This is a genomic window from Marinibacterium sp. SX1 (assembly GCF_050389775.1).
Taxonomy (GTDB): Bacteria; Pseudomonadota; Alphaproteobacteria; order Rhodobacterales; family Rhodobacteraceae; genus Marinibacterium.
Window position 1 is genome coordinate 50,632 of record NZ_CP177148.1, and the last position, 26,744, is coordinate 77,375.

The 26,744-nt window shown below is 68.5% G+C and carries 25 protein-coding genes; 10 read left to right on the forward strand and 15 right to left on the reverse strand.

From position 1 onward, the window contains the following. Nucleotides 1–174: 174 nt before the first annotated feature. Complete coding sequence (locus ACK3BB_RS24655; protein ID WP_428929504.1) at nt 175–891, forward strand: FadR/GntR family transcriptional regulator; 717 nt, start codon at nt 175–177, stop codon at nt 889–891. A gap of 715 nt (nt 892–1,606) precedes the next feature. Then, nucleotides 1,607–2,062, forward strand: a complete 456-nt coding sequence (locus ACK3BB_RS24660) for a hypothetical protein (protein ID WP_428929505.1) — start codon at nt 1,607–1,609, stop codon at nt 2,060–2,062. Nucleotides 2,063–2,531: 469 nt separating this feature from the next. Here ACK3BB_RS24660 and ACK3BB_RS24665 read toward each other — a convergent pair whose 3' ends face one another. From ACK3BB_RS24665 to ACK3BB_RS24685, 5 genes are all read right to left on the reverse strand, one after another. Further along, nucleotides 2,532–3,209 carry a glutathione S-transferase family protein gene (locus ACK3BB_RS24665; RefSeq protein WP_428929506.1) on the reverse strand — a complete coding sequence of 226 codons (678 nt, stop codon included), beginning with the start codon at nt 3,207–3,209 and terminating at the stop codon, nt 2,532–2,534. Between the two features lie 1,000 nt (nt 3,210–4,209). Beyond that, nucleotides 4,210–5,262, reverse strand: coding sequence for a helix-turn-helix domain-containing protein (locus ACK3BB_RS24670; protein ID WP_428929507.1), 1,053 nt, complete (start codon nt 5,260–5,262; stop codon nt 4,210–4,212). A gap of 211 nt (nt 5,263–5,473) precedes the next feature. Further along, nucleotides 5,474–6,421, reverse strand: a complete 948-nt coding sequence (repB, locus tag ACK3BB_RS24675; protein WP_428929508.1) for a plasmid partitioning protein RepB — start codon at nt 6,419–6,421, stop codon at nt 5,474–5,476. After that, complete coding sequence (locus ACK3BB_RS24680) at nt 6,421–7,611, reverse strand: AAA family ATPase (protein ID WP_428929509.1); 1,191 nt, start codon at nt 7,609–7,611, stop codon at nt 6,421–6,423. The genes repB and ACK3BB_RS24680 overlap by 1 nt, the downstream gene beginning before the upstream one ends. 334 nt (nt 7,612–7,945) lie before the next feature. Next, nucleotides 7,946–9,028: an ROK family protein gene (locus tag ACK3BB_RS24685; RefSeq protein ID WP_428929510.1), complete on the reverse strand. Its 1,083-nt coding sequence runs from the start codon at nt 9,026–9,028 to the stop codon at nt 7,946–7,948. Nucleotides 9,029–9,237: 209 nt separating this feature from the next. On the opposite strand from ACK3BB_RS24685, the gene ACK3BB_RS24690 reads away from it, so the two are divergent. From ACK3BB_RS24690 to ACK3BB_RS24720, 7 genes are all read left to right on the forward strand, one after another. After that, the gene (locus ACK3BB_RS24690) at nt 9,238–10,467 is read left to right on the forward strand and encodes an extracellular solute-binding protein (RefSeq protein WP_428929511.1); all 1,230 of its coding nucleotides are present in this window, start codon (nt 9,238–9,240) and stop codon (nt 10,465–10,467) included. Nucleotides 10,468–10,533: 66 nt separating this feature from the next. After that, a complete protein-coding gene (locus ACK3BB_RS24695; protein ID WP_428929512.1) occupies nt 10,534–11,418 on the forward strand; it encodes a carbohydrate ABC transporter permease in 885 nt (294 codons plus the stop codon). A 3-nt stretch (nt 11,419–11,421) separates the two neighbouring features. Then, nucleotides 11,422–12,258 carry a carbohydrate ABC transporter permease gene (locus ACK3BB_RS24700; protein WP_428929513.1) on the forward strand — a complete coding sequence of 279 codons (837 nt, stop codon included), beginning with the start codon at nt 11,422–11,424 and terminating at the stop codon, nt 12,256–12,258. Next, a complete protein-coding gene (locus tag ACK3BB_RS24705) occupies nt 12,255–13,274 on the forward strand; it encodes an SIS domain-containing protein (protein ID WP_428929514.1) in 1,020 nt (339 codons plus the stop codon). The genes ACK3BB_RS24700 and ACK3BB_RS24705 overlap by 4 nt, the downstream gene beginning before the upstream one ends. Continuing rightward, nucleotides 13,274–14,200 (forward strand): carbohydrate kinase family protein, encoded by a 927-nt coding sequence (locus ACK3BB_RS24710; protein WP_428929515.1) that lies wholly within the window; start codon nt 13,274–13,276, stop codon nt 14,198–14,200. Before ACK3BB_RS24705 ends, ACK3BB_RS24710 begins: the two co-directional genes overlap by 1 nt. Then, a complete protein-coding gene (locus tag ACK3BB_RS24715; protein ID WP_428929516.1) occupies nt 14,197–15,270 on the forward strand; it encodes an ABC transporter ATP-binding protein in 1,074 nt (357 codons plus the stop codon). The genes ACK3BB_RS24710 and ACK3BB_RS24715 overlap by 4 nt, the downstream gene beginning before the upstream one ends. Nucleotides 15,271–15,381: 111 nt before the next feature. Continuing rightward, nucleotides 15,382–16,350: an NAD(P)-dependent oxidoreductase gene (locus ACK3BB_RS24720; protein WP_428929517.1), complete on the forward strand. Its 969-nt coding sequence runs from the start codon at nt 15,382–15,384 to the stop codon at nt 16,348–16,350. 21 nt (nt 16,351–16,371) lie between these two features. On the opposite strand, the gene ACK3BB_RS24725 is transcribed toward ACK3BB_RS24720, so the two are convergent. Further along, nucleotides 16,372–17,580, reverse strand: coding sequence for a mandelate racemase/muconate lactonizing enzyme family protein (locus ACK3BB_RS24725; protein ID WP_428929518.1), 1,209 nt, complete (start codon nt 17,578–17,580; stop codon nt 16,372–16,374). Beyond that, on the reverse strand, nt 17,570–19,240 hold the full coding sequence (locus ACK3BB_RS24730; protein WP_428929519.1) for a GMC family oxidoreductase: 1,671 nt from the start codon (nt 19,238–19,240) through the stop codon (nt 17,570–17,572). Before ACK3BB_RS24730 ends, ACK3BB_RS24725 begins: the two co-directional genes overlap by 11 nt. A gap of 263 nt (nt 19,241–19,503) precedes the next feature. On the opposite strand from ACK3BB_RS24730, the gene ACK3BB_RS24735 reads away from it, so the two are divergent. Next, complete coding sequence (locus ACK3BB_RS24735; RefSeq protein ID WP_428929520.1) at nt 19,504–20,412, forward strand: LysR substrate-binding domain-containing protein; 909 nt, start codon at nt 19,504–19,506, stop codon at nt 20,410–20,412. 58 nt (nt 20,413–20,470) lie between these two features. Here ACK3BB_RS24735 and ACK3BB_RS24740 read toward each other — a convergent pair whose 3' ends face one another. From ACK3BB_RS24740 to ACK3BB_RS24775, 8 genes are read right to left on the reverse strand one after another with little or no spacing between them, the layout of a single operon-like run. Then, entirely contained in the window at nt 20,471–20,929 is a 459-nt protein-coding gene (locus tag ACK3BB_RS24740) for a c-type cytochrome (protein ID WP_428929521.1), read from the reverse strand. Beyond that, complete coding sequence (locus tag ACK3BB_RS24745; RefSeq protein WP_428929522.1) at nt 20,926–21,876, reverse strand: YncE family protein; 951 nt, start codon at nt 21,874–21,876, stop codon at nt 20,926–20,928. Before ACK3BB_RS24745 ends, ACK3BB_RS24740 begins: the two co-directional genes overlap by 4 nt. Next, nucleotides 21,873–22,418 carry an SRPBCC family protein gene (locus ACK3BB_RS24750; RefSeq protein ID WP_428929523.1) on the reverse strand — a complete coding sequence of 182 codons (546 nt, stop codon included), beginning with the start codon at nt 22,416–22,418 and terminating at the stop codon, nt 21,873–21,875. The genes ACK3BB_RS24745 and ACK3BB_RS24750 overlap by 4 nt, the downstream gene beginning before the upstream one ends. Beyond that, nucleotides 22,348–23,382: a vWA domain-containing protein gene (locus ACK3BB_RS24755; protein ID WP_428929524.1), complete on the reverse strand. Its 1,035-nt coding sequence runs from the start codon at nt 23,380–23,382 to the stop codon at nt 22,348–22,350. Before ACK3BB_RS24755 ends, ACK3BB_RS24750 begins: the two co-directional genes overlap by 71 nt. Continuing rightward, nucleotides 23,379–23,951, reverse strand: coding sequence for a hypothetical protein (locus ACK3BB_RS24760; protein WP_428929525.1), 573 nt, complete (start codon nt 23,949–23,951; stop codon nt 23,379–23,381). Before ACK3BB_RS24760 ends, ACK3BB_RS24755 begins: the two co-directional genes overlap by 4 nt. Further along, nucleotides 23,951–24,973, reverse strand: a complete 1,023-nt coding sequence (locus ACK3BB_RS24765; protein WP_428929393.1) for a vWA domain-containing protein — start codon at nt 24,971–24,973, stop codon at nt 23,951–23,953. Before ACK3BB_RS24765 ends, ACK3BB_RS24760 begins: the two co-directional genes overlap by 1 nt. Beyond that, nucleotides 24,973–25,851: a nonribosomal peptide synthetase MxaA gene (locus tag ACK3BB_RS24770; protein ID WP_428929394.1), complete on the reverse strand. Its 879-nt coding sequence runs from the start codon at nt 25,849–25,851 to the stop codon at nt 24,973–24,975. The genes ACK3BB_RS24765 and ACK3BB_RS24770 overlap by 1 nt, the downstream gene beginning before the upstream one ends. After that, on the reverse strand, nt 25,848–26,738 hold the full coding sequence (locus tag ACK3BB_RS24775; RefSeq protein ID WP_428929395.1) for a hypothetical protein: 891 nt from the start codon (nt 26,736–26,738) through the stop codon (nt 25,848–25,850). The genes ACK3BB_RS24770 and ACK3BB_RS24775 overlap by 4 nt, the downstream gene beginning before the upstream one ends. Between the last annotated feature and the right edge of the window lie 6 nt (nt 26,739–26,744).

Genomic DNA, 26,744 nt, shown 5'->3' on the forward strand with positions numbered 1-26,744 from the left:
CGCGCGGGCCCTGCGGGGCCCGCGCCCGCCCAACCACCGCCCCTGCCGCCCCGCGCGGCGGGGGCGCCCCGGCATCGCCCGGGTGACGGGGCGATAGCCCCGGTCTCTTGGTGGCGACAATGCGCGCCGGATCGGGTTACACTCCAAAGCCATCGGACACGTAAGGAGGTTCCCTTGTCAGAGACCCGGCGCCCCACGCTGGCGGATCAAGTCTATGATCAGCTGCTGGAAAAGATCCTCGAGGAAGAATATCCGGTGCACAGCCGGCTGCCCGCCGAAGAGGTCCTGGCCCAGGGGTTCGGCGTGTCCCGGCCCATCGTCCGCGCGGCCCTGTCGCGACTGCGCGACGATGGCATCATCCAGTCGCGGCGCGGCTCTGGCAGCTATGTCCTGCGGCGGCCCGACCGCGAGCTGATCAGCTTTGCGCCGCTGGAATCCATTTCCGACGTCCAGCGCTGTTACGAATTCCGCATCGACGTCGAAGGCGCGGCCGCAGCCTGGGCCGCCCGCCGGCGTGACGAAGACGACCTGGCCGCCATGGAACAGGCCTACCGGGTGCTCGAAGAGACCTACCAGGAAAACAAGATGGGCGTGGAAGCCGACCAGATGCTGCACCTGGCCGTGGCACGCGGGTCGAAGAACCCGTTCTTCTCGTCGGTTCTGGAATCGCTGGGTGACCAGATCGCCTTCGGGGTCAAGCTGTCCCGGTCGCTGACCCTGCTCGACACGCCGCGGCGGCAGGAACTCGTGCTGTCCGAACACCGGGCCATCCTGAACGCCATCCGCCTGGGCCAGCCCGAGGTCGCCCAGGCCACGATGCGCCACCACATCACCGCCGCCAAGGACCGCATGTTCGTGGGCGCCCAGGATCTCCAGGAGACCGAGGCCTAGCCACCCTCCCCCTGCCGCGCCCCCTGCGCGATGCCCCCCTGGCCTGCGCCACCTCGTGCCTGCGCCTCCTTTGCCATGCCCGGTTGGCCCCTCCCCCGCCCCAGGCACCGCGCCTGCGCCTATGCCCTCGCCCATCTTTGCCTTGCGCGTTCCCTTGCCGCACCTCCGCCCGCCCCTCACTGCGCTCGGCACCGAGCCTGCGCATAAGCCCTGCCCATCTCGGCCCTGCGCTTTTCCTTTCCGCGCCCCGGCCCGCCCCTTCATTGCGCTCGGCACCAAGCCTGCGCACAGGCCCCTGCCCCATCGCTGCACCAGGCTTCCCCCTGCCGCGTCCGGCTGCCCCCTGTCCTGCCCACGGGACCGGACAAGCAGCTACTCACCTGCGTCATCCCTGCCCCCGCTCGGCCACGTCTTTCCCATGGTGGTGCAGGCCTGCGCAGCCCAAACCCCACCACCGGCCACCGTCGCTGGCCCCGCTCCGTCCCCTGCCAGCGCCTGCGCCCCATGCTCAGACACCGACCGACGCCAACGCCCCGGCCCCACATCCGCCCGGATTACCCCCCGCCCCGAGACCGACCCGATGCCCACCCAAACCTGCACGCTCACGTTGTCTCACCTCGCCGCCAGACGCCCGTGATCCCGCTTCCTTTCACCGCCCCTGTTCCTACCTGCGACAAGGCACTGTCGCCGAGATCCCCAAGTGAGCTCCTCCTGCATGATGACTTTCCCCAATCTCCGCGCCCTCCTTCTCGCCGGCCTGGCCGGTGAACTGGCCTTCGAAGCCTATGCCTGGCTCGTATCGCCGCTGCTTTTCGGCGTGACGCTGGAACCGGCAAAGCTGATCATGGGCCTGACGGGCATGGGGCTGGGCCTCTCGCTGCCCTACGCGGCGGCCTTTGCCGTGCATCTGCTGATCGGTTCGCTGGGCTTTGCCGCCGTGGTCTGGCTGGTCCACGCGGTCACCCGCACCCGGCTGCCCATCGCCGGGGCGCTGGCCGGGGTGGCCCTGTGGTTCGTGGCCCAGGGCCTGCTCGCCCCGCTGATGGGCCGGGATTTCATGATGGGCTTCGGAGCCTATACCCAATCGTCACTGATAGGCCATGTCGGCATGAGCATCGTCATCGGCGTGGCGCTGCGACAGCTGATCCGTCCCCGGGCGATGCCCGCGTGACGGCCGTGCATCGGGACAATGCCCGACGCCTCTCACCAGCCTGCCCGCGGCCGCCTGAACCCGGACGACAGCGCCAGGGTCGACGTGATGGTTGCGCGCCAGGCGTTCGATGACTTGCACCGCCACGCGGCGCCCGGACGGGGAACGGCCCCCCCTGCTGACCAATAGCCATGGTCCTGGGCACATCATGCCGAAGGCCCGGACCCTGCACCCCCGCTGAACCCTGCACATCAAACGTCGGCAATGACTGTCTGTGGCACAGCGTGTCACGTCGGCCGGCCGGTCATTGCATCACAACATGTTCCCGGCCCAGCCGCTGTCCATGGCACCCGACTGATGCCTCTGCCCAAGGGCAGGCTCCGGCGGATGGCCCGCCGATACGGGCCATCGCGCGGTTCACACGGGCCGCAGTGTCGCCCTAGGCCCAAGCCTGCAACGCCGAGGCGCGCGGGCCGGGCTGGCCCTGCGGTCAGGCCGGAGCGAAATTGCTTGGGTAGAGCGCCCGCATCGACGCCTCGTCGCCCGGCGTCTTGAAGGTCTCGCCCTCGGCGATCTTCTGGGCAACGGCCACCGCCGGCCGGGCATTGATCGCCGCGAACCACCGGGCCACCTCGGGGAACTGCGCCAGCCCCTCGCCGCCCAGCACCCGTTCGCCGCGCATCGCCCAGCCCCACAGCGACATGTCGGCAATCGAATAGCTGTCACCGACAACGAACTCGCGGCCCTTCAGGTGGTCGTTCATGACCTGGTAGTGCCGTTCGATCTCGCGCTTGTAGCGGTTGCGAGCATAGGGCACCTCCTCGGGCGCGGCATGATGGAAATGCACGTTCTGCCCCGAGAACGGCCCCAGCCCCGAAGCGATGAACATCAGCCAGGACAACAGCGCGCCGCGTTCTTCGGGCGTCACGCCAAATTGGCCGGTCTTCTCTGACAGGTACATCAGGATCGCCGTGCTGTCGAAGACGGCCACGTCACCGTCGAGGATTGCCGGGACCTTGCCGTTGGGGTTGATGGCGCGGAATTCAGGTGTGTGCTGTTCGCCCTTGGCCGTGTCCACGGGGACCAGTTCGAACGGCAGACCGGTTTCGGCGAGAAAGAGCGCGATCTTCATCGGGTTGGGCGTGGGATGGTAATAGAACTTGATCATGGTCTGTCCGTTCGGGTTGCTTGGTTGTGTACACAGGGCACCGGTTTGGGTCGGCTTGGTCGCGCCGCCGCATTTCATGAGCATTCACTCAATTATATTTTGAGTGAATGCTCAAGAGGGATTCTGATGTGGCCCCTGCCCGCTCGCTCATGACGAGTTGCACGTGATGAAGCACGGGAACGACTGCGGTGGTCCCGGGTCCTGGGCCGGTCCGCCAGGCTGTGTCTCCGGTTCCGTGTCACGAACCCTGGCGTAAGGACAAATGAGGGTTGATGGCCCCGAGGATGGTGTGTCGCAAGCCTGAGACGTTGCGGCTGATCACTTACGGTTTGAAGTGGCTTCGGGTCTTGCAACCGGCCTGATTTCCCGCGGTCATTTGCTGGTGCTGGTGCTGGTGCTGGTGCTGGTGCTGGTGCTGGTGCTGGTGCTGCTTGAAGGAACAAGTCCGTGCAGCCAGTTGATCTATCCTCAAAGGCATCAGTGCCCCATCACCACGGATGCCTCTCCGACGGCCGCATCTGGATCACATGCGCGGATAGAATACATAAGCGTCGTGACGAGGCGACTGCTTTGTGTTAGGCAAGACCCGTCGAAAACGGCGTTCCTTGCTTCAGCTTTCGCGGAACGATCGCCATTTGTGAAACGGCGCTTTCAACTTAGTTTTGAACCTCAAAGCGCCCCACTTGCGCGGCACCGCTGATGTCCAATAAATCCGCAATCGACAGCACCTCCACAGAGAATATTGCACCGCCCTCACGAGCATGAAACCGTGAGCAACGGTATGCAGTACGTGCCGGGCGTTCGATGTTCGCGGTTCTTCAATAAACCCGTTCTTCTATTGCAACCGAGGTCAGAACTTGTCCCGTGTGCCAGGTTCAATCTCATCTCATTTCATGAGCAATGTTGTTGGCTGTCCCAACACCGAACGAGTCTCGCAGACCGAGATTATGACCGCGGTCATAATCTTCACCGGGGACGTCTCAAACGAATATGACCGCGGTCATACAGCCCCAGCTCTTCGTCGAACAAAGGCCGCCAGGTATCCATCCGGATTGGTGATCTCCGACATCTTCCTGGCCACGAGGTTCAGTCCCTCGGCCAGATGGCCCGGCCCGTGCCCGCTCATCAACCTTCGCAACGTAGGTTCCTTCACCCCAACAAACCCGGAAAATTCAAAAATGATCCGAAGATATTCCGGCTCCGTTTGCGGTGGGTTTGGATAAAGCGCTGCGATCTCGGTCAGGTCATGCCAGTTTGGTCCTGGTGCGTTCCTCGGATCTGCCGGTGCGATTTCTGTCAGCGCCCCATCATGTATTTCTTTTTCTTTGACGTCAGAGTGCCGGTCATCTTGTCCGCCATCGCCGGTCGATCTGTCCGGTGCCGCACTACCCTCTGCTTCGAGCCGGGCCAGCTGCGCTTCGCCTTCCAGCAATTCGGACATGCTTGCCGAAGCCCGACGCAGCAGGTTGCGCAGATCCGTGGCCAGGACCGCAAAGGCGCCAGTGATCTCGCCGCATTCCGCCAGAACCCGCCGCTTGGCCGCGGTCAATGACGCGCTCAGCCGGGAGCGCAGGGCGTTCAGCCGGCGGGCGTCTTCCAGTGCAGCATCGCGCAGCGCGATCAGCTCGCCGTGGCGCAGGAAGAGGGGCCGCAGGTCGATTCCGTAGGCCTCGACCACCTGTCCCGACGCGTCGCGCACCGGATAGCGCCGGCCGTTGCCGCTGAGATGACGGGTGACGAAACCAAGCTCTTCCAGCCGGGCCTCACCCCGCCGGAACCGCCGTTCGTCCATGCAATTGGCGCGGCCCAGCATGGACGACACCTGCGCATAGGACACCAGCAATTGATCGGCCCGCACGGGGCCCCGGGTCAACACGCCCAGGTGCGCGGCCAGAACGGCAATCTCGCGCTCGCCCAGGCCGGTCTGACGGCTGGTGTCTTTGACCAGCTGCAAGACCTCCCAACGGTCCAGGATGAAATGGCCGGGCCGGGGACGACCGGACAAAGGATCCCCGTGCTCCGGCGCGAAAGACGCCGCAGTCCAGTGTTTCATGTGCATGTCAGAAGGCAACAAAAGACCATTCACCGCAGAACGGTGTTGAATGGGACCGGCGCTCGGGGTATCAGGAGGGTGCAAACATCTTGAAGGCCCTTCAGAGCTTCGGCTTTGGGGGGTCTTTTTTTACCTGTTTCTGCTCCTTCGATCTCTCGGTTTCATGTCTGGCCCGCCTCATGGGCCGGTGTGCGCCGCGGTTTGTCCGCGGTCAGCTTCGGGTCTTGTCGTATTCCTCAAGCAGGCCGGGCAGGCGCTCTTCGAGGAAATCCAGCAGGCCGTCCGGGGCATCGGCGCCGGCCTTCAATGTCAGCGTGCGGGCCTTGCGCGCGGCGGTCAGGCCACGGCCCAGGGCGTTGGGTTTCGCGGCGCGCGCGCGGGCAGGGGCGGGGGGACGCGGAGCGCGCCGTTCCATCAGCTCAAGCATGGCGTCGAAGCGCTCGGTGCTTTCGGGCAGGGCAGGGACCTCGCGCGCCAGCGCATCGGGCGCCTTGCCGCTTTCGCCGATCAGCTTCTGCAGCCGTTCCCATTTGCGCCGCCCCACGCCGCGCGCCGGGCCGATGGCCAGCACCAGCTCTTCGCCGATCCCGGAATAGATCGATTTCATGCGCGAAATCATCGTCTGATCGACGCCCAGGAATTTCTCGACCTGGACCTGGGTAAAGCCCGTTTCAAGCGCCGACAGGATCGTGCGGGCGCGTTCGATGAACGAGGTCTCAAGCCGGGCATTGTTCTCGACACCCTGCGCGACAAAGGCCTCTTCGTCGCTCATCCGACGGACAAAGGCCTGGATCTGGTCGCGCCCGATCTCCTTCATCGCCTGTAGCCGACGCCGGCCGGTGACGATCTCGAACCGCTCGCCATCGCCCTTGGGGCGGACCAGGATCGGGATCTGCTGGCCTTCCTCGGCCAGGCTGCGCTTGAGCGTGTCGAGGTTCTCGGTCACGTCGATGCGGTCGCGGATGGGCGAGGGGTCGATCAGCGCAACCGGCAACATCCGGTACATGCGCGCCTCGGCCGCGGCGGATTGCTGGGCCTTGTCGAGGCTGGCAGCCCCCTTGACGAACATCGGTGCCCGGCGGGCCGACCGGTCGGCGGCCGCTTCGGTCGGCGCCGTATCGGGCGTGGCGGGAAAGGCCGTGCGCGGCTTGCGGGCCATCAGCTATCCTCCCGTTCAAAGGGCGTGCGGCCCCAGGAGGCCATGATCTCGGCGTCGATCTCGTCGGTGATGCCGCTGAGGCTTTCGAAGATCCGGTCGTAGGTCTTGCGGTGAAAACTGGACGGATCGATTTCCAGCAATGGATTCATGGTGTTACCGGCATCGGCGATGGCGGTGGAGCTGACGAAATCATGTTTCAGCATGGCGCCGCCAAGATGGCTGCGCAGGAAGGACGACAGCTGCAACTGGGCCGGGTCCGACGAGGAATAGCGCGTGAGCACGAAGCGGATGAAATCGTACCGCTTGTCCTGATGCTGTTCGACAACCTCCATCGTGCCGGCGGCCAGTTCGAGGAACTTGGCCAGGGACACGACATCCAGCATGCCGGCCGACAGCGGGATCAGCATGCCCCGGGCGGCAAAGACCGCGGCGATCACGGCAAAGGACATGTGCGGTGGCGTGTCGAACAGGACGAGGTCGTAATAGGCGTCCACCTGTTCCAGCGCGTCCGAGATCCGGCGGTGGAACGGGGTGGCATCGGCGCCTTCGCGGAACGAGGCCGAGGTTTCGAATTCGAACTCGGTCATCGACATCGATCCTGGCACGATGTCGATGTTCGGCACGTAAGTCGCTTGAATCGCGTCGGTAATCGGGATCGGGCCGGTGTCGTTCACCGGGTCTTCGTATTTAAGCACATCGTAGATCGACGGCAGGTTGTCGACATCGGCCTGGATGTCGAACATGTCGGAAAAGCTGGCCTGCGGGTCGAGGTCGATGACCAGGATGCGATAGCCGCGCAGGGCGAGGAACTGGGCCAGGTTGGCCGACAGCGAGGTCTTGGAAACGCCGCCCTTGAGGTTGTAGACAACCAGCCGGGCCTGCGGATCTTCGGGCAGGCGGCGGGGGTAGCGTTCCAGCCCAATCTTGCCTTCGGAGAGCAGCACGTCGAGGATCTGGTTGACCTCTTCGGCGGTGAAATACTTGCGGTTGCCGGCCTCCAGTGTGCCGGCGGGCATGCCGTCGAGCGTGTTCAGGTATTGGCGCAGGCTGTTGTATTTCACCCGCAGCGCATGCGAGACTTCGCGCACGGAAAACGCACGCATCGGCTTGTCCGACTTGCGCTTGTCGGGGGAATGCAACAGCTCTTTCTGCTGCGTCAGCGCGGTCTCGATGATCCCGCTGAAACGCATGAGCTGCTCCGATGCCAGAAGATCTGCCACGTGCCTCGTTCCACTGCTCTGTTCGTTCTTATTGCGGACCTTATATCAGTGAGATTGGGAAAATCCAGACTTTGTTGATATGGATCGGCGCAGCTGAGATGCGCCCGGAATGCCGATTTTCATAAGTCTATAAATTTCAATGACTTAGTCGATATTTCTGTACTATCACTTCAACCAACTGCCGGTCAGGGCGCTCTGGGCGCCGGATAACCCGGGGCAAAACAGGCGCGAGTCGCAGGGGCATAATCACCGGTCGGCCTGCTGGATTCGCAGCGGGCGGCGGGGCAGGGGCCGGCCCCATCGGTCAGGACTTGAGAAGCGCCGCATATTTCGGATCGAAGTTCCGCGCGATGGGCTCGGCCGCCGCGCCAAGCGCCACGACCCAGGGGTTGGCGTGGCCCACGACCAAACCGCCGCCGGCCTGGGCGGCCAGCCGCGACAGCAGCTCCTGCGGGGCGGTGCCGCAGAGGATGACGGCTTGCGGATCGATCACCAGGCGCAGCATCCGCGTTGCCCAGCCCAGCTGGCCGGCGGCGGTGGCGATCCAGTCCTGAAGCGCGAGATCATTGCGCGCCAGCACCCTCTCGATCTCGTCGAACATCTGGCCTTCGCTGAGGGAAATGCCGAACCGGTCGCAGAACCCGGCCAGCCCGACCCGGTGTTCCAGAACCGCACCGTCGCCCGGTGACAGCGGGATCATCCCGATCTCGCCGGCATCGCCATGGCGCCCGCCGAACAGCTCGCCGTTCAGGATCAGCCCGGCGCCCAGCCCGTAACCCAGGTAGAGACAGACGGCGTTGCGCAGCCCATGGGCCCGGCCGGTCAGCCGTTCGGCAATGGCCGCGGCCCCGGCATCGTTCTGCAGCGCGACGTCCAGCCCGGTGGCCTCGGCCAGCCGGTCGGTCAGGTCGACCCGGTGCCAATGGGCCATGGTGTAATTGTCCTTGGCCGGCGCGGCGTCGGGGCCGAAGGGCCCGGGCATGGCGATGCCCAGCCCGACCAGCCGGTCGGCGGCCTCGGGCGCGGCGCGGGCCAGGGCGGTGCGGGTATCGGCCAGGAGGGTTTTCAGCGTGGCCAGCCCGGCCACCGGATCGCGGCTGCTCAGCGGCGCATCCAGCCGCAACACCACCGCACCCTTGAGGTTCATCACGACCGTCCGGGCGACATTGCGATCGATCTGCAACCCGATCGACAGCGCGCCCATCGCCGCCAGGTCATAGGGGATCGACGGCTTGCCCCGTCCGTCGGACACCGGGTCGCCGGCCACCAGCAGACCGCCTGATTCCAGCTCTTCGACGATGTTGGACAGCGTCTGCTTGGCCAGCCGCGTGGCCCGGGCCAAGGCGGCCCGGCTGAGCGGCCCGTTGACCCGGATCGCGTCGATCACTGCCCGACGATTGTGCGCCGCGGCGGCGCCGAGGCCCGAGCCAAGCACGGCGCGAATGGGGTTCCGGTGGTTCGACATGAAAACATATTGACACCGCGATGCGGCCCCGACAATCATTAAGTCCAATTGCTGGACTAAAAATGAAAAAGGCTCCGGCAAGCGAATCTTCGGTATCCGCAGCCGTGGGTGCCCCAACAGGAGAGACACAGATGAAAACGACCCTGAAGGCGGTGCTTCTGACCGCCACCGCGCTGACCGGCACGGCCGCATTCGCGGAAACCGAGCTGAACGCGCTGTTCATGGCCCAGGCGGCCTATAGCGAGGATGACATCCGGGCGATGACGGCGTCCTTCGAGGCGGCCAATCCCGAGGTCAAGGTGAACCTGGAATTCGTGCCCTACGAGGGTCTGCACGACAAGACCGTGCTGTCGATGGGCTCGGGCGGGGGCTATGATGTCGTGCTGTTCGATGTCATCTGGCCGGCCGAATACGCCCAGAACGGCATCCTTCTGGATGTGACCGACAAGATCACCGACGAGATGAAATCGGGCATCCTGCCGGGCGCCTGGACAACGGTCGACTACGATGGCGCGTCCTATGGGCTGCCCTGGATCCTTGATACCAAGTACCTGTTCTACAACAAGGACATGCTGGCCGAAGCCGGGATCGACACGCCGCCGGCCACCTGGGCCGAGCTGACCGAAGCCGCGACCCGCATCAAGGAGGCCGGCATCGTCGAATACCCCATCGCCTGGAGCTGGGCCCAGGCCGAAGCGGCGGTCTGCGACTATACCACCCTGCTGGCGGCCTTTGGCGGCGCGTTCATCGAGGACGGTGCACCGGCGTTTCAATCGGGCGGTGGCCTCGAGGCGCTGGATTACATGGCGGCCAGCCTCGAAGCCGGGCTGACCAATCCCAATTCGCGGGAATTCCTCGAAGAGGACGTGCGCGCTGTGTTCCAGAACGGCGATGCGGCCTTTGCCCTCAACTGGACCTACATGTACAACCTCGCCAATGCGTCGGACGAAAGCTCGGTCAAGGGCAAGGTCGGCGTGGTGGCCGCGCCGGGCGTCGAAGGCGTGTCGGAGCACAGCGCCGTCAACGGGTCGATGGGCCTGGGCATCCCGGCCACCTCGGAACATCCCGACGAGGCATGGGACTACATCGTGCACATGACCTCGCAGCCGGTGCAGAACGACTATGCCCGCCTGAGCCTGCCGATCTGGGCTTCGTCCTATACCGACCCGGCGGTGACCGACGGCCAGGAAGAGCTGATCGCGGCGGCCGGTGAAGGGCTGGCGGTGATGTATCCGCGCCCGATGACCGCCAATTACCAGGAAATGTCGATGGCCCTGCAACAGGGTATCCAGGAGGCCCTGCTGGGCATGGCCTCGCCGCAGGATGCGCTGGACGCCGCGGCCGAGAACAGCGGGCTCTGATCCCGCCGGCGGGGCGCGCGTTCGGCGCCCCGCCATCCCCGATTTTTCCCAACCCCCCGGAGTCAGATGTTCACAGACCGCCTCACCTTGCGGGCCTGGTTGCTGATGCTGCCGCTCGTGGCCGTCATGGTCGCCGTCATCGGCTGGCCCCTGGCCGACACGGTCCGCCTGTCCTTTACGGATGCGCGCCTGGTCGGCACCGGGGGCGAGTTCGTAGGCCTCGACAATTACACCCGGATGCTGGGCAGCCGGAACTTTGCCCGGGCGCTCTGGGCCACGCTGACCTTTACCTTCTGGTCGGTCGGGGCCGAGCTGGTGCTAGGCGTGCTGGTGGGCCTGTTGCTGAACCAGCGGTTCCACGGGCGGACCCTGTTGCGGGCACTGATGATCCTGCCCTGGGCGCTGCCCACCGTGGTCAATGCCACGCTGTGGCGGCTGATCTACAATCCCGAATACGGCGCGCTGAATGCCGCGCTGACCCAGATCGGCCTGCTGGATGCCTACCAGAGCTGGCTGGGCCAGCCCGGCACGGCCATGACCGCCCTGATCGTGGCCGATGTCTGGAAGAACTTTCCCCTGGTCGCCCTGATCGCGCTGGCCGCCCTGCAGGCCGTGCCCCGCGACATCCAGGCCGCGGCGGTGTCGGACGGGGCCAATGTCTGGCAACGCTTCCGCTTTGTCACGCTGCCCTATCTCGTCGGGCCGCTGATGGTCGCGCTGGTGCTGCGCACGATCGAGGCCTTCAAGGTCTTCGACCTGATCTGGATCATGACCCGCGGCGGCCCGGCCAATTCGACGCGCTCGCTGTCGCTGCTGGTCTACCAGGAGGCCTTTGCCTTCCAGCGCGCCGGGTCCGGCGCATCGCTGGCCCTGATCATCACGCTGATCATCACCGTTCTGGCCGTGGCCTACCTGGCGCTGATGCGGCGGGCGGCCGGGGCACGGGGGTAGACCATGGAACATCGCCCGATCGCCCTGACGATCTTCATCCACCTGGCGGCGCTGATCGTTGCGCTGGTCGTGCTGGCGCCGCTGGCCTGGCTCTTCGTGATGAGCGTGTCGTCCAATGCCGACTTGTCGGCCAAGCCCCTGGCCTGGTGGCCCGAAACCTTTGATTTCTCGCGCTACCGGACCCTGCTGAACCGCGAGACCGGCCAGGCCTTCCTGGCCTCGCTGCGCAACAGTGTGGTTGTCGCCGGCATGGCCACCCTGGCCGCGCTGGCCGTGGGCATCCCGGCCGGCTGGGCCGCCTCGCGCAAGCCCCAACTGGGCTGGACGCTGGGCGCCGTGATCGCCACCTACATGCTGCCGCCGGTCGCCCTGTCGGTGCCGCTCTACCTGATCCTGGCCCGGTTCGGCCTGCTCAACAATGTCTTCGGCCTGTCGCTGGTCTATCTCAGCATCCTCGCGCCCTTCGTGACCTGGCTGCTGAAGGCCGGGTTCGACCCGATCCCGCGCGACCTGGAACAGGCTGCGGCGATGGATGGTGCCCGGCTGGATCAGCTGCTGCGCATCGTCATCCTGCCGCTGGCCCTGCCGGTCGTCGCCACGGCGCTGATCTTTGCCTTCCTGCTGGCCTGGGACGAATTCTTCTATGCCCTGCTCTTCACGTCCAACCAGGACGCCAAGACCCTGTCCGTCGCCATCGCCGATCTCGCCGGCGGCCGGGTGTCGGATTACGGCATGATCGCGGCCGCCGGGGTCATCGCCGCCCTGCCGCCCGTGCTTGTCGGCCTTCTCATGCAACGCGCCCTGATCTCGGGGCTGACCAATGGAGGTGTCAAAGGATGACACAGCTCGCAACCCCGCCCGAAAAGCTGCAGCCGCTTTATGACGAAATGGCCCGCCAGATGCGCGACAGCCGGGCGTCGATCGCCGAGAACGCCACCCGCGCCGCCGAGATCGCCGCGATGATCCGGGCCGATGGCCGGCTGGTGCTGCTGGGCATGGGCGGTTCGCATGCCGTCGGCCGGGTGCTGGAACCTTGCTACCGCGCCCTGGGCGTGGACACCGTGGCGCTGCCCCTGTCGGAACAGCTGGACAAGCCCCTGGACCTGGCCGGGCGCACGGTCATCGTGACCTCGCAATCGGGCGAAAGCGCCGAGGTCCTGCGCTGGTTCCGCGACGGGCTGAACCCGGCCCATACCTTTGGCCTTACGATGGAACCGGGCTCGACCCTGGCCGGGCTGGCGCCGTGCCTGATCGGGGCAGGGGGCTCGGAAAAACCCTTTGCGGCCACCCGGTCGCTGACCGTCACCCTGTCGCTGCATGCCGCCGTGCTGTCCGAGCTGGGCGCCGATCTCGGCCCGGTGCTGGACGTGATCGACCAGTCCGCCACGGCCGATGTGCTGGGCGCGATCGACCACCTGGCCGGTGCGCGCTGCCTTGTCACCTCGGGGCGCACGGCCCAGGGCGTGGCCGAGGCCATCGCGCTGGGGCTGACCGAATTGTCGCGGCTGCCCTGTTTCAGCCTGGAAGGCGGCCAGCTGCGCCACGGGCCGGTCGAGATGCTGAATGCCGATGTCGGGGTGGTCATGTTCCGCGATGCCGATCCCTCGGCCCGCTATGTCACCAGCCTGGCCGAATTCGTCGTGGCCAACAGCCCCTCGCCGCTGGTGATCTTCGATGCCTCCGGCCTGCCGCCGGTTGCCGGCGCCCACACGGTGACCTGCCCGACGGCCGCCGGGCTGGCCGGAGCCTTTGCCATGCTGCCCTCGGCCCAGCGGTTCATGGTCGATTTCGCCGCCTCGCGCATGCCCGACGCGGGCACGCCCCTGCGCTGTACCAAGGTGACGACGGTCGAATGATGCCGCGCCCGCTTGCCACCGTCGGCAACGTCAATGTCGACCTGATCATGGGCCCGCTCGATCCCTGGCCCCAGCCCGGGACCGAGGTGCTCTGCGCGCAGGACGAAACCCGCGTCGGCGGGGCGGCGGGCAATGTCGCCCTGGCCTGGCAGGCCCTGGGCGTGCCATTCCAGATCGCGGCGACCACCGGCAGCGACCATTACGGCGACTGGCTGCGGGCGGGCTTTCCCAGGGTGTCGGCCGGCTGGCCCCGGACCGCGGGCCGCACGACGATTTCCGTCGGCGTGACCCACCCGGACGGCGAGCGTACCTTCCTGTCGACCGCCGGGCACCTGCCGGATTTCTGCTGGGACGACGTCGCGGCCCAGCTCGACTGGCCGGCGCTGGCCGGGGGCTACCTGCTGCTGTGCGGGTCGTTCCTGTCGCCGCGGCTGGCTGCCGCCTATGACCGGATCTTTGACGCCGCCGAGGCCCATGACATCACCGTCGCCCTTGATACCGGCTGGCCGCCGCAGGGCTGGACGGCCGACACCCGGGCCCGGTGCCTGCAATGGGTGGCCCGGTCGGGCGTCCTGCTGCTCAACGAGATCGAGGCCATGTCGCTGACCGACCGGGCCGAGATCGCCCCGGCCCTGGCCGACCTGTCCGACCTGGCCGCCGGGCAGCCGGGTGGTGGCATCGTGGTCATCAAGCGCGGCCCGGCCGGCGCAACGGCCCGGGCCGGCGGCCAGACCCTGACAGCCGCGGCGCCGGCGGTCGATGTCATCGACACGATCGGCGCCGGCGACACGTTCAACGCGGCGTTCCTGGCGGCCCTGGCCGCCGGCGGCCGGCCACAGGCGGCGCTGGAACAGGCGGTGGCCTGCGCGTCCCGGGCGGTATCGACCCGGCCGCGCCAGTTCACACCCCGGGAGATCTTTGCATGAGCACGCTGGACATCCGCAACATCACCAAGAGCTTCGGCGCGACGCAGACCCTCAAGGGCATCGACCTGACGCTGGAACAGGGGGAATTCCTGGTCCTGCTCGGCTCGTCCGGCTGCGGGAAATCGACCCTGCTCAGCATGGTTTCCGGCCTGTCCGAACCGACCTCGGGCGAGGTCGTGCTGAACGGCCGGTCGCTGAACGGCGTGCATCCCAAGAACCGCGACATCGCCATGGTCTTCCAGAGCTACGCGCTCTATCCGAACCTCAGCGTCGGGCGCAACATCGGCTTCGGCCTGGAAATGCGCGGCGTCGCCCGGGCCGACCGCGAGGCGGCCATTGCCGAGGCCGCCCAGATCCTGCGCATCGACCACCTGCTCGACCGCAAGCCCGGCGACCTGTCGGGCGGCCAGCGCCAGCGGGTGGCCATCGGCCGGGCGCTGGTGCGCAAGCCGCAGCTGTTCCTCTTCGACGAGCCGCTGTCCAACCTCGACGCCAAGCTGCGCATGGAAATGCGCAGCGAGCTGAAGCGCCTGCACCAGATGCTGGGGGTCACCGTGGTCTACGTGACCCATGACCAGATCGAAGCCATGACCCTGGCCACCCGCATCGCCGTCATGCGCGACGGGCGGATCGAACAGCTGGGCACGCCGGAAGAGATCTACAACCGCCCGGCCACCCGGTTCGTCGCCGAGTTCATGGGTGCGCCGCCGATGAACATGCTGCCGGCCGAGCCGGTGGCCGGCGGGCTGCGGATCGAGGGCACCGACACCGTGCTGCCCTGCGCGGCCCGCGCGCCCGCGTTGATCGGCGTGCGGCCCGAGACCTTCCGCCTGGCGCCGGTGGCCGGTGGGCTGACGGTGCAGGGCACGGTCGACCTGATCGAGCTGACCGGGCCGGAAAAGATCGTCTCGGTCGCCCTGGGCGCGCGCCATGTCACGATGACCGTCCCGGCCGATACCGCCATTGCCATCGGCGATCCGGTGACCCTGCATGCCGATCCCGCCCGGCTGTCGGTCTTTGACGCCGCTGACGAGACCCGGCTGGCCATGCCCGGCGATCCCGCGCCCTAGGCCCGCCCGTTTCAACGGGAACGGCCCCTCAGCGCCAAAAGCAATCGTTTCCCCGATCGCCGCAACCTTGCCAAGCTGGCCCGGCATGTCATCGGCGCAACGGAGCACAGCATGAAAGTCGGGTTCATCGGCCTTGGAAACGTGGGCGGCAAGCTGGCGGGCAGCCTGCTGCGCAACGGGATCGACCTTGTTGTCCTGGACCGCAAACCCGAGCTGACGGCCGGTTTTGCCGCCCGGGGCGCCGGGGTGGCCGAAGATGCCCGCGCCCTGATGCGTGACTGCGCCGTGGTCATCACCTGCCTGCCCTCGCCCGCCGCCTCGGCCGCCGTGATGGACGAGATGCTGCCCGAGGTGGTCCCGGGCAAGACCTGGATGGAAATGTCGACGACCGACGAGGCCGAGATCCGCCGCCTGGGTGCGCTGGTGGCCGAGCGGGGCGGCACGGCCGTCGATTGCCCGGTCTCGGGCGGCTGTCACCGGGCCGACACGGGCAATATCTCGATCTTCGCGGGATGCGACCGGGCGACGTTCGAGCGGGTGCTGCCGCTGCTCGTGCTGCTCGGTCGGCGGGTGCTGCATACCGGCCCGATCGGCTCGGCCTCGACGCTCAAGGTCATGACCAACTACCTGGCCACGGCCAACCTGCTGACCTGCTGCGAGGCGCTGGTGACGATGAAGGCCGCGGGCATGGACCTGGCCACGACCTACGAGGCGATGAAGATCTCGTCGGGCACCAGTTTCGTGCACGAGACCGAGAGCCAGCTGATCCTGAACGGTTCGCGCGACGTGAATTTCACCATGGACCTGATCCTGAAGGACCTGGGCCTGTTCCAGGTCCTGGCCGAGCGCAACAACGTGCCGCTTGAGCTGTCGCCGATGGTCATCGACATCATGAAGGACGGCCAGCAGCGTTACGGCCTGCGGGCCAATACCGACGACATCATTCGCCGGCTCGAAGACGCCACCGGCCTGTCGATCCTGGCCGACGGCTTTCCCGCCGAGCTGGTCGACGACGAGCCCGAGGAACCCGGCTACGAGGTCTTTCCCCCCGGCCGGGTGCCCCCCGTCGCGGCGCAATAGGCGGGGGGCAGCCGGTGGCCGTCAGGGCACGACCGGGTCGGTGGCCATGGTCAGGTGTAGCTCGTCACCGCGATAGGGCAGGGCGGCAATCGCCGCATCGTCCAGCTCGACGCCCAGGCCCGGGGCGCGGGAAGGAATGACATAGCCGTCTTCCCAGGTGATCCCCGTCTTCAGGCAGGACATGTAGGGCCCGTCGAAGGTGCCGATGCTTTCCAGGATCAGGAAGTTGGGGCTGCAGGTGGCCAGCTGGATGTTGGCCGCGGCGACCACCGGCCCGCAGTAGAGATGCGGGGCGATCTGGGCCTGGCGGGTCTCGGCCATGCCGGCGATCTTCTTGGCTTCCAGCAGGCCGCCGACCCGGCCCAGGTTCATCTGCAGGATCGAGGCCGCGCCGGCTTCGAGCAGCCGGGCGAATTCATGCTTGGTGCACAGCCGTTCGCCGGCGGCCACCGGGATCGACGTGAACCGCGCGACCTCGGCCATGTCGGCCGGGTTCTCGGGCGGGACGGGCTCTTCGAACCACAGCGGGTCGTGGGGCTCGATGTGCCGGGCCATGCGCTTGGCGCCCGACACGGTGAATTGCCCGTGGGTGCCAAAGAGCAGGTCGGCCCGGTCGCCCACGGCCTCGCGGATGCGCCGGCAGAACAGTTCGGACCGGGCCAGGTCAGCCCGGCGCGGCTGGTGGCCGTCGTGGATCGAATAGGGCCCGGCCGGGTCGAACTTGACCGCCGTGAAGCCCCGTTCGACCATCTGCGCGGCAACCCCGGCGGCCAGGTCGGGATCGTCGTAGACGCTGGGCGCGCCGGGCTCGGGATAGACATCGCCTTCGGGCGGGTAGAGATAGCTGTAGCTGCGCAGCCGGTCATGCACCCGGCCGCCCAGCAACTGGTAGACCGGCTGGTCGGCGGCCTTGCCGATAATGTCCCAGCAGGCCATTTCCAGCCCGCTCAGCACGCCCATGACCGTCACGTCGGGCCGCTGGGTGAACCCGGCGCCATAGCTCTGCCGCCACAGGCGCTCGATGTGGTGGGGATCGGCCCCGTCGAACTGGCGGGCGAACATGTCGACGGCCATGGCCGCGACCAGGTCGGGGCCGAAGGTGGCATTGTAGATCTCGCCCACCCCGGTGATCCCGCAGGCCGTGGTCAGCCGCACGAATATGAAATAGCGCCCGCCGTGGCGGGGCGGGGGGTTGCCGAAGACAAAGGTTTCGATCCGGTCAAGACGCATGGGCTCTCCTGGTGTCGGCGGTTGCGGTGGCGGCATCTTCGAGGATCATCTCGGCCGCCCGGGTGGCCAGCATCATCGTCGGCGCATTGGTGTTGCCCGAGGTTACGGCCGGAAAGGCCGAACTGTCGACCACCCGCAGCCCCGGCACGCCGTGCACGCGCAGCCGGGCGTCCAGCACCGACGATTGCGGCCCGGCGCCCATCCGGCAGGTCGATGTCGGGTGAAAGACCGTCGAGGCCCGGGCGCGGAAATCGGCCATCAGGGCTTCGGGGTCGCAGGTCTCGGGCGGGGGCATCAGCCGGCTTTGGGTAACCCCGGCCAGCGCCGGGGCCGCGGCCAGCCGGGCGATCAGCGCGATGGCCCGGCGGGCTTCCTGGCGGTCGCGCTCGGTGGCCAGGGCATTGGGCCGGATCACGGGCGGATCGTCGGGATCGGCCGAACGGATGGTGATCGTGCCCCGGCTGGTCGGCCGGCAGGGCTGGGCGCAGAGCAGGTAGCCCGGATCGCGATCCGGGATCGGCCGGCCGTCTGGCGCGGCGGTGTAGGACAGCGGGTTGCAATAGATCTGCATGTCGGGCCGGTCCAGCGCCGGATCGCTGCGCAGGTAGCCTCCGACCTGGTTGACCGGCACGCTGAGCGGCCCGCGCCGCAGGGCCAGGTAGTGCAGCCCGGCCATCAGCCGCGCCCGTGGCCGGCCCAGCACGTTGTTCAGCGTCGGCACCGTGGCGCGGAAGACATGGGAAATGGCCAGGTGGTCCTGCAGCCCGCGCCCGACCTCGGGCAGGTCATGGCGCACCGGCACGCCCAGCCCGCGCAGCAGCTCGGCCGGGCCGATGCCCGACAGCTGCATCAGCTTGGGCGAATTGACCGCCCCGGCGCAAAGGATCACCTCGCGCCCGGCGGTCAGCTCGACCGGCCCGGCCGCCGTCCGCAGGCGCAGGCCCCGGACCCGGGCGCCGTCGAAGGTGAGGCGCTCGACCGTGGCATGGGTCATCACCCGCAGGTTGCCCCGCCGCCGGGCCGGGGCCAGGAAGGCATCGGCCGCCGACCAGCGCAGCCCCCGGCGCACCGTGCTGCGGTAGTATCCCACGCCCTCGGCCGTGGTCGCGCTGAGATCGTCGCACTGCGCCCAGCCGCATTCGCCGGCGGCGTCCAGGAACCGGGCGGAAAAGCCATCCATCCGGTCGCGCAGGTCGCTGACGGCCACCGGCCCGGCGCCGCGTTCGCAGGGCCGGCCGTCGACGCCCCGTTCCAACCGGCGTTCCATGGCGTCAAAGGCCGGGCCCACCTCGCTCCAGCCCCAGCCGTCCGCACCCATCGCGGCCCAATCGTCGAAATCCTGCGGCAGCCCGCGCATATAGGCCATGGCATTGATCGAACTGCACCCGCCGATGACCTTGCCGCGCGGCCAGTACAGGCTGCGCCCGGCCAGCGCCGCATCGGGCTCGGCGTGGTAATTCCAGTTCAGCCGCGGGTTGGCGAAGTTGATCGCATAACCGACCGGCACCTTGATCCAGAACCGGCGGTCGCTGCCCCCGGCCTCGATCAGCAGGACACGGGTGCGGCCGTCGCGGGTCAGCCGTTCGACCAGCGCGCAGCCGGCCGATCCGGCGCCGACGACGATGTAGTCATACGCGGCCTCCGGTGATGGTTCCGTCATTGTCGCCGTCGCCGCCCCCGTTCTTGCCACCGTATTTGCCCCGTCCCATGCTCCCGTCGCCGCTCCGGACTGTGCCGCTGTCTGCGCCGCTGCCATTCCCGGGCGCTCCCTTGCCGCCTGCCCGGTTGTGGGCGCGGCACGGGGCCGGTGACAAGCAACCGATATTGCGCCTCAGGGTTGGTTCATTTTGCCGCTGCCCGCTTTCACATTCCGGCCGCGCCGGCCATGATGGCCGCGCCCCCGGACCGGATGGAAGGTGACCTATGCGACTGCCCCATGTGACATGGCTGCGCGCCTTCGAGGCCGCCACCCGCCACAGCAGCTTTTCCGATGCCGCGGACGAGCTGGGCCTGACCCCGGCGGCGGTCAGCCAGCAGATCCGGCTGTTGGAACAGCACCTGGGCACGCCGCTCTTCCGCCGCCTGCCGCGCGGGGTGGTGCTGACCGACATGGGCCAGGCCTATGCCCTGCCGATCCGCAAGTCCTTTGCCGAGATGACCGATGCCACCGACGGGCTGTTCACCATGCGGCGCCGGCGCAGCCTGCGGGTGCGGGCGTCGATCAGCTATGCGGCGCTGATCCTGGCCCCGCGCCTGGCCGGGTTCCACGATCTGCATCCGGGCACCGAGATCACCCTGTCGACGGTGGTCTGGTCGGACCGGATGGACGACGCGGCGATCGACATCGACATCCGCTATGGCACCGGCCATTGGCAGGAACCGGGCATCTGGCCCCTGGGCGATGAAGAGGCCGTGCTGGTCTGTCATCCCGATCACCTGCGGTCCTTCGGCCCCGATCCGAAGGTCCAGGACGTGCTGGGCGCGGGGATCATCGCGGTGCAGGGTTCCGAGCCGGAATGGCGCCGCCTGTCCGACCGGTTCGACCTGGGCTGCCCCGAGCCGCCGGTCTGGCTGACTGCCGATTCCTCGCTGATGGCCCTGCAGACCCTGGCCGCGGGGTTCGGCACGGCGCTGATCCACCGCAGCTTCCTGTCGGGTTTCCTGGCGCGGGGCGAGCTGGTTCTGCCCTTCGAATACCGCCTGCCCATGCGCGCGGCCTATTACGCCGTCACCCCCGAAGACCCGCCCGCCCGCGAAGAGATCGAGGCCTTTCGCGCCTGGCTTCTGGCGGGCATGCCCGGTGGTGACGGGGGCGGTGACGGCCCTCGCTGATCGGGCATGGCGGCCAATCCCGTCCGCTGCCGTCGTGTCTTCGCCCGGCCCGCTGCGGTCAATCGTCCTTGCGATAGCGCATGTGGCAGCCGTCGCAGACCGCCTCGTAGCGCTGATAGGCCAGGGCCATGGCCTCGGGTCCCTGGCGGGCGGCTTCGGCCAGGCCGAGGGCTTCGCGTTCCAGGGTGGCAAAAGCGGCCGTGAACTCCGCCAGGTTGTCCCAGGCCGCGGGCAGGGTGGCGGTGGGGCCGGCGGCCCCGGGGTCGGCAAAGAGATCCGGCATCTGCCGTCCGGCCTTGATGACCTGCGTCATCGCGGCGTCGATGGCCTCGGCGTCAAAGTCCCGGTCGCCCCGGACCATCGCGCGGGGCACCTTGGTGGCCCGGATCATCGCGACCATCAGGCGCTGGCGTGTCTCTACGGGCGAGGCATCGGCCGATACGGTTTCGGCCGGTCCTGCGGCGGCGGCCGAGGCCAGCAGGGCGACAAGGGCAAGGGGCATGCGCAGGCCAATCATCGGGTGGCTCCTTCGAGGGCAGGGTGGGTGGCGATCATGCGCGGGCCTTCGGGCAGGTCGAAGGCCCGGGACCGCGCGGTGACCAGATCGACGAGCGACACCGAATCCGAGCCCCAGTTGGCCACGATGGCCGTGCGGCCGGGGGCGATGATGCCCACGCCTTCGCTGTAATCGCCGACCCGGGCGGTCCAGCGGTGATGCAGGTCGTCGAGGTCGAAGGCCACCAATGTGCCGGCCTCCTGGTCGGTCACCAGGACCAGCCGCGCGGCGCCATCGACGGCCACGCCATAGGGCATGCCGGTCAGCGGCAGGCGGGCGGTTTCGGTCATGCGCTCCAGGTCGATCACGCTGAGGTCGCCGCTTCGGACATTGGCGACAAAGGCCCGGCGGCCGTCGGGCGACAGCGCCCCGGCAAAGGGCGCCTGGCCAAGCGCGGCGACGCCGGTCACCGCAAAGGCGTCCAGGTCGATCCGCGTCAGCCGGTCGCTTTCACGGTCTATCGTATAGGCCAGGCCCCGCGCCGCATCGACCAGCACGGCCGAAGGGGCCCGGCCCACGGCCAGGTGCCGCTGTCCACCATCCGGGGCAACGCGCGACAGCCGGTTGCCGCTCCAGTCGGTGACCAGCAGGCTGTCGTCGGGCAGGAAGGCCAGGCCGAAGGGCTGGTCGCCGATATCCATCTGCCCGGCGGGCAGGAAGCTGTCCAGCGCGACCAGGCTGATCCGGCCGATGTCCGGATGGCTGATCGCGGCCCGCCGGCCATCGGCCGTGATCGCCACCGCCGCCGGAGCGGCATCCAGGGCCATCGCCCGGGTGGCGCCGGCCGGCCCGACCTGGCTGAGCCGCGCCGCGCCCTGCGACACGACCAGCGCCTGGGCCAGGGCACCCGCCGGAAGGGCAAGCCCCGCCGCCAGAACCAGCAGCAGCCGGCGGGGCAGGGCCGTCACTCCACCGCCTCTTTCAGCCCGGCCAGACCGTCGTCGAAAAAGGCCGATATCGCCGTGATCGCCGCTTCGTCGTTGAATTCCTCGGGCGGAGAATTCGTGGTGTCCGCGCGATAGAGCCGCGCCGACCAATCCACGGTGCAGACCCGCCCGGCGGTGCCGGTCCGTTCCAGCGTCATCTGCGCGGTGTAAAAGCTGACCGGCAGGGCATGGATGTTTTCCCGGGCCAGCCGATAGGACAGGGATTGCGCCCCGCGATCCATGGTGACCAGCATTTCGGTCAGGCTTTCGCCGTTGGTCAGGGTCAGGCTGCGTTTCGAGCCCCGTTCGGCGGCGCCGGTCGCCTCGACGGCGGTGACATCGGGGTGCCAGCCGCCGATGTCGCCGAAATCCAGCAGGGTCGACCAGACCAGTTCGCAGGGGGCGTTGATGTCGATCTGCCGGTCGACCTTTTGCGGTGTCGGGCCGTGGGCCTCAGCCGTGCCGGCGCAGAGTGCCAGGCCCATGACCCAGGCGGCCAGGGCGGAAAAGCGCATGTCTTGCATTGAGGATCCTTTCGTTGCGCTGGTTGGGGGGAATTGGCGGCGGCCGCCGCCCGGCAAAGCGCCAGGCATGGGCCAGCCCGAAGAGCAGCAGGCAGGCCAGGCCGAGCCAGTCGGCCAGCGGGCGGGTGACCGGCACGCGGCGCCCGGGGAAATGGTCCATCACCCGCGTGGCCAGATCGGTGCCGGGGGCGAGAGGGGCATAGCCCAGGCCCAGGGCCCCGGCCTGGGCCCGCAGGGTGGCTTCGTGCACGCGGGTCAGATGTTCTTCGCCGGGCCGAGTGCTGCCGGGGCTGTCCACCCGGGGATCCCAATCGGACCCGGCCGCGGCCGTGGGCGGCGTCCAGCCGGAACTGGCCTGGGCGACGTCATCGGGCTGATGAAAGCCGGTCTCGTTGCCCAGGTCGTCGAATTTCGGGATCGGCACCGGCGCCAGACCACCGACGCCCACGATCAACCCGGGCGTGCCATCGCCGCCGGGCAGGGGGCGGTCGGCCAGCGGCGGGGCCTGATGGCCGTCGGTAAAGAACACAATGCCATGGCCCCGGTCCCGCGCCGTGTCCAGCGCGCTGGTCAGGCCGCGCAGCACATAGCTGTCGCCTTCCCAGGCCATCCGCCAGTCCAGCGCCCCGATGGCGCGGGTGACCGGATCGTAGCCGGCGCAGATCTCGACCGGGTCGAACAGCACGAAGCTGCGCCGTTCCGAGAAGATCGACAGGCCCACCTGCGACCCGCAGGGCAGCTGTTGCAGCAGGCCCGGCAAGGCCCGGCGCAGCATGTCCAGGCGGCTGGCCGGGGCGCCGTCGACGATATAGTCGCGGGCCATCATGCTGCCGGTGATGTCGACGACAAGCATCAGGTCAAAGACCCGTCCCTCGCCGGGCAGGCCGGGCCGGAACGAGGCCGTCAGCGCGGCCGCCGCCGCGCAGGCCAGCAGAACCGGGCGGGCTGTCACGCGGCGGATCATGGCAAGCCCCGGGGCAGGGCGGGCAGGTCGGTCCAGAGATTCTTCGGCTCCGGCTGTTCGGGATCGCCACCGGCGGCGTCGGGCGCATCGGGGAAATCGCGCACCAGGCGCGAGGCGACATCAAGGTTGACCTTGGCGTCAAAGGCCTCTGGCTGCAGCGTCAGCAGCTTGCGATAGGCCGCCTTGGCCACGCGCACATGGGCGGCGGTGGTGTCCAGCTGCTGGCGGTCGGCGGCGGCAAAGGCCGCGGCCATCCGGGCATTGCCGATGGCCAGCAAAAGATCCGCCGTCAGGTCCGGCCGGTCGGCGCGGATCAGCCCGGCCACCAGCGTCTCGGCCTCGTCCGGGCGCTCGTAGCGGGCCAGGAAATCGCCCCGCGCCGCGACCAGCTCGGGCGGGGCGGCATCGGCGATGGCAATGTCGCGGCCCAGGGCCAGCGCGCGAATGTCCCGGTTGGCCCGGTCGATCCGATGCCAGTGCCAGGCCGAACCGACGGCCAGCGCCAGCCCGGCCGCAACGATCAGCCCAAGAAGCCAGGACACCGGGTCCAGCCGGAGGAGCCGCGCCATCATTCCGCCCCGCGCCGCAGCACCGGCAGGCGCGCGCGCCCGTCGCGGCAGAGGTCGCGTTCCATCCCCGCTGCCAGGGCCAGAACGGCCAGGCAAAGGGCGGCGATGCGGTAGAACAGCGGCCCAAGATCCCGCCGGGCCACCCGCGCGCGATAAGTGACGGGATGGGATTCCAGCCGGTCGATCCGCGCGATGGCCTCGGCGATGGCCTCGGGGCTTTCCGCTTCGAGCGCGTGATAGGGCACGCCAAGATCCTGCAGGAAGAGATGCAGATGCCGTTCGGGCCGGGCATGGGGGGTGTCTTCGGATGATCTGTCCGGCACATCGAAGATCCCCGGGCTGCCCCGGGTGCGGATGAACAGCCAGTAGAGGTTGACCGGGTTCTCGGCCATCCGGGCGCGCAACAGGTCCTGCACCCGCCGTTCGATCACCCCGGCCCCGTCGGACACCAGGATGAGCGCCCGGCTGTCCGGTGGCGTGTCGTCGGGAAAGAGTCCCAGCGCCAGGGCCAGGCCGCTGCCCACGTCGGTATGGGCCAGCCCGGGCTGGTCGATGGCCGAAACGGCGCCCTGGACCGCGTCGAGGTGATCGGTCAGCGGCATCACGACCATGGGCGAGGTGGAAAAGGCGGCCACGCCGATCCGGTCGTGCGGGCGCTTGTCGATGAAATCGAGGATCAGCCGCCGGGCGACGGCGGATTTCGACTCCTCTCCGCCGTCGGGGCGGCGGCCGGCAAAGCTGTCGTTCATGCTGGACGACCGGTCGAAGAGCAGGACGATATGCGCGCCGATGCCGTCGCGCAGCACCAGGCCGCCGCCGCGATAGGGCCCGGCCAGGGCGGTGACCAGCGCCAGGACCGCCAGCGCGCCCAGCGACGGCAGGGCCAGCGAGACCCCGCGCGACAGCCCGTCGGGCGCCAAGCCGGGGAGGCGGGGCAGGGGGGCCGGGCGCTGCGGGCGGATCATCAGGGGGATCAGCGCCAGGGCGGCGAAGACCAGCAGAAGGGGGCGGTCAAAGGCCATCACGGACGGCTCCGTTCCAACCGGCCCAGCCGGGCGGCCAGCGCGCCCAGCCGCGCGGTGGGCCAATCCGGGGCGCCCCTGCCGAAGAACCGGGCCTCGGACGCGTGGAAGAACGGGGCGATATCGCCATGGGCGGGGGCAAAGGCCGGATGAGCGGCGACGAACCCGTCGACATCGCCGGCCATCATCCGCCGCCCGAACACGGCGTCAAAGGCCCGGTGCAGGCTGAGCCAGGCGGCGGTGTCCTGCGGGCCATCCCGGCGCATCCGCCGGGCGATGTCGCGCGCGGCGCGTGTGAACGGACGGTCGGCGCGGCGGAACGGGCCAAGGCCCAGGTGCCACAGCAGGCCCGCGACGCCGGCCAGGGCCAGAGCTCCGCCGGCGATCAGACCCTGCCTGGCCGGGCGCGGTGACACAAGGCGCACGGGCCGCAGGGGGGCCAGTTCGGACAGGGTGGTCGGGGCCAGGATCGGGCGCAGGGGCGAGACGACCATGGAAAACGGGGGTATCCGGGCCAGCAGGTCGCCGTCCGGGCCGACAAAGCGCAGCGTGACCGGCGGGATCGTCTGTTCGCGGGGATCGAGCGCGACATAGAAGACCTGGTAGTCGAAGCGCAGCGTGACCTTGCGCATGTCACCCTGGCGGCGGTCGCTGATCTCCAGCTCGCGCAGGTCCAGCCAGTAGGACACCGCGCGGGGCTGTGGCAGCGCGGCGGGGTCCAGGGTGAAAGCCCGTGGCACCTCGACCTCGGCGGTCAGCGTGATCACGTCGCCGACCCACCAGCCGTTGGCGCGCGGCGTGTCCAGCGTGACCTGCGGGGTCTGTGCCTGCAAGGTAGAGCCCAGCAAGAGCAGCAGCACGAGCGCAAGGCGCGTCATGATCCCGGCCCTCCGCTGCCAAGGTGATCGAACAGCGCGTCGGTGTCGATCTGGTCCCGGATCAGCAGGGGCTCCAGCCCATGTACCGCAAAGATCCGGTCCTGGCGCTGCCGCCGCGCACGGGCGGCGCGGGCCCAGTCGGCGGCCAGGCGCGGGCGCATCAGAACCATCCTGCGGCGGCCGGTCTCCAGGTCGGCCAGGTCCAGCAGCCCCGGACGCGGATCGGGGCTGTCCAGCGCGCTGTCGCCCAGGATCAGCGGGCGCAGGTCGTGATGGCTCAGCGCCTCCAGAACCCGGTGCAGGTCCCGATCCGGCCAGGCGAAATCGGAGACCAGCAGCACGACGGATCGCCGCCCGGGCAGGTGGTCCCGGGCGGCGATCATGCCGTCGACACCATGCCCCCGGGGGGTGGCGGCGTTTATCCGGGCACAGACCGTGGCGGCCAGGTCGCGTCGCCGGCTGGGCGGCAGACACAGCGGCTCGCGCAGATCTGCGCCGGCCAGCACCAGCCCGAACCGATCCGAGGACCGCGATGCCGCGTGGGCCAGCCCCGTCACCAGATGCTGCACCAGCTCTGGCCGCGAGGCCCGGCCGTGAAAGCCCATGGACCCGCTGCAATCGACCAGCGCGATCACGTCGATCTCGGCCAGTTGGCGCTGTCGGCGGACCCAGACCGTGCCGAACGGGTCGCGCAGGGTCGCGCGCAGGTCGATGCGGCGGGGATCGGGGTCGGCCAGCAGCGGCGCCAGCCCGGCATGCGCGCCGCCCGCCCCGTGGGACAGGCTGGCATGCCCTCCCGGGCGCAGGCCAAAGACGCGCCCCCGCGTGGCCAGGGCGATATCGGCGAAGGCGTCCAGCACGTCGTCGGTCAGGGGAGACCGGTCCATCTGTTC

Bases quoted from the DNA above. Each gene is read 5' to 3' on its own strand.
- ACK3BB_RS24660 (WP_428929505.1), top strand. From the start codon at position 1,607: ATGATGACTTTCCCCAATCTCCGCGCCCTCCTTCTCGCCGGCCTGGCC.
- ACK3BB_RS24665 (WP_428929506.1), bottom strand. From the start codon at position 3,209: ATGATCAAGTTCTATTACCATCCCACGCCCAACCCGATGAAGATCGCG.
- ACK3BB_RS24670 (WP_428929507.1), bottom strand. From the start codon at position 5,262: ATGAAACACTGGACTGCGGCGTCTTTCGCGCCGGAGCACGGGGATCCT.
- repB (WP_428929508.1), bottom strand. From the start codon at position 6,421: ATGGCCCGCAAGCCGCGCACGGCCTTTCCCGCCACGCCCGATACGGCG.
- ACK3BB_RS24680 (WP_428929509.1), bottom strand. From the start codon at position 7,611: ATGCGTTTCAGCGGGATCATCGAGACCGCGCTGACGCAGCAGAAAGAG.
- ACK3BB_RS24690 (WP_428929511.1), top strand. From the start codon at position 9,238: ATGAAAACGACCCTGAAGGCGGTGCTTCTGACCGCCACCGCGCTGACC.
- ACK3BB_RS24695 (WP_428929512.1), top strand. From the start codon at position 10,534: ATGTTCACAGACCGCCTCACCTTGCGGGCCTGGTTGCTGATGCTGCCG.
- ACK3BB_RS24700 (WP_428929513.1), top strand. From the start codon at position 11,422: ATGGAACATCGCCCGATCGCCCTGACGATCTTCATCCACCTGGCGGCG.
- ACK3BB_RS24705 (WP_428929514.1), top strand. From the start codon at position 12,255: ATGACACAGCTCGCAACCCCGCCCGAAAAGCTGCAGCCGCTTTATGAC.
- ACK3BB_RS24710 (WP_428929515.1), top strand. From the start codon at position 13,274: ATGCCGCGCCCGCTTGCCACCGTCGGCAACGTCAATGTCGACCTGATC.
- ACK3BB_RS24715 (WP_428929516.1), top strand. From the start codon at position 14,197: ATGAGCACGCTGGACATCCGCAACATCACCAAGAGCTTCGGCGCGACG.
- ACK3BB_RS24720 (WP_428929517.1), top strand. From the start codon at position 15,382: ATGAAAGTCGGGTTCATCGGCCTTGGAAACGTGGGCGGCAAGCTGGCG.
- ACK3BB_RS24725 (WP_428929518.1), bottom strand. From the start codon at position 17,580: ATGCGTCTTGACCGGATCGAAACCTTTGTCTTCGGCAACCCCCCGCCC.
- ACK3BB_RS24730 (WP_428929519.1), bottom strand. From the start codon at position 19,240: ATGACGGAACCATCACCGGAGGCCGCGTATGACTACATCGTCGTCGGC.
- ACK3BB_RS24735 (WP_428929520.1), top strand. From the start codon at position 19,504: ATGCGACTGCCCCATGTGACATGGCTGCGCGCCTTCGAGGCCGCCACC.
- ACK3BB_RS24740 (WP_428929521.1), bottom strand. From the start codon at position 20,929: ATGATTGGCCTGCGCATGCCCCTTGCCCTTGTCGCCCTGCTGGCCTCG.
- ACK3BB_RS24750 (WP_428929523.1), bottom strand. From the start codon at position 22,418: ATGCAAGACATGCGCTTTTCCGCCCTGGCCGCCTGGGTCATGGGCCTG.
- ACK3BB_RS24755 (WP_428929524.1), bottom strand. From the start codon at position 23,382: ATGATCCGCCGCGTGACAGCCCGCCCGGTTCTGCTGGCCTGCGCGGCG.
- ACK3BB_RS24760 (WP_428929525.1), bottom strand. From the start codon at position 23,951: ATGGCGCGGCTCCTCCGGCTGGACCCGGTGTCCTGGCTTCTTGGGCTG.
- ACK3BB_RS24765 (WP_428929393.1), bottom strand. From the start codon at position 24,973: ATGGCCTTTGACCGCCCCCTTCTGCTGGTCTTCGCCGCCCTGGCGCTG.
- ACK3BB_RS24770 (WP_428929394.1), bottom strand. From the start codon at position 25,851: ATGACGCGCCTTGCGCTCGTGCTGCTGCTCTTGCTGGGCTCTACCTTG.
- ACK3BB_RS24775 (WP_428929395.1), bottom strand. From the start codon at position 26,738: ATGGACCGGTCTCCCCTGACCGACGACGTGCTGGACGCCTTCGCCGAT.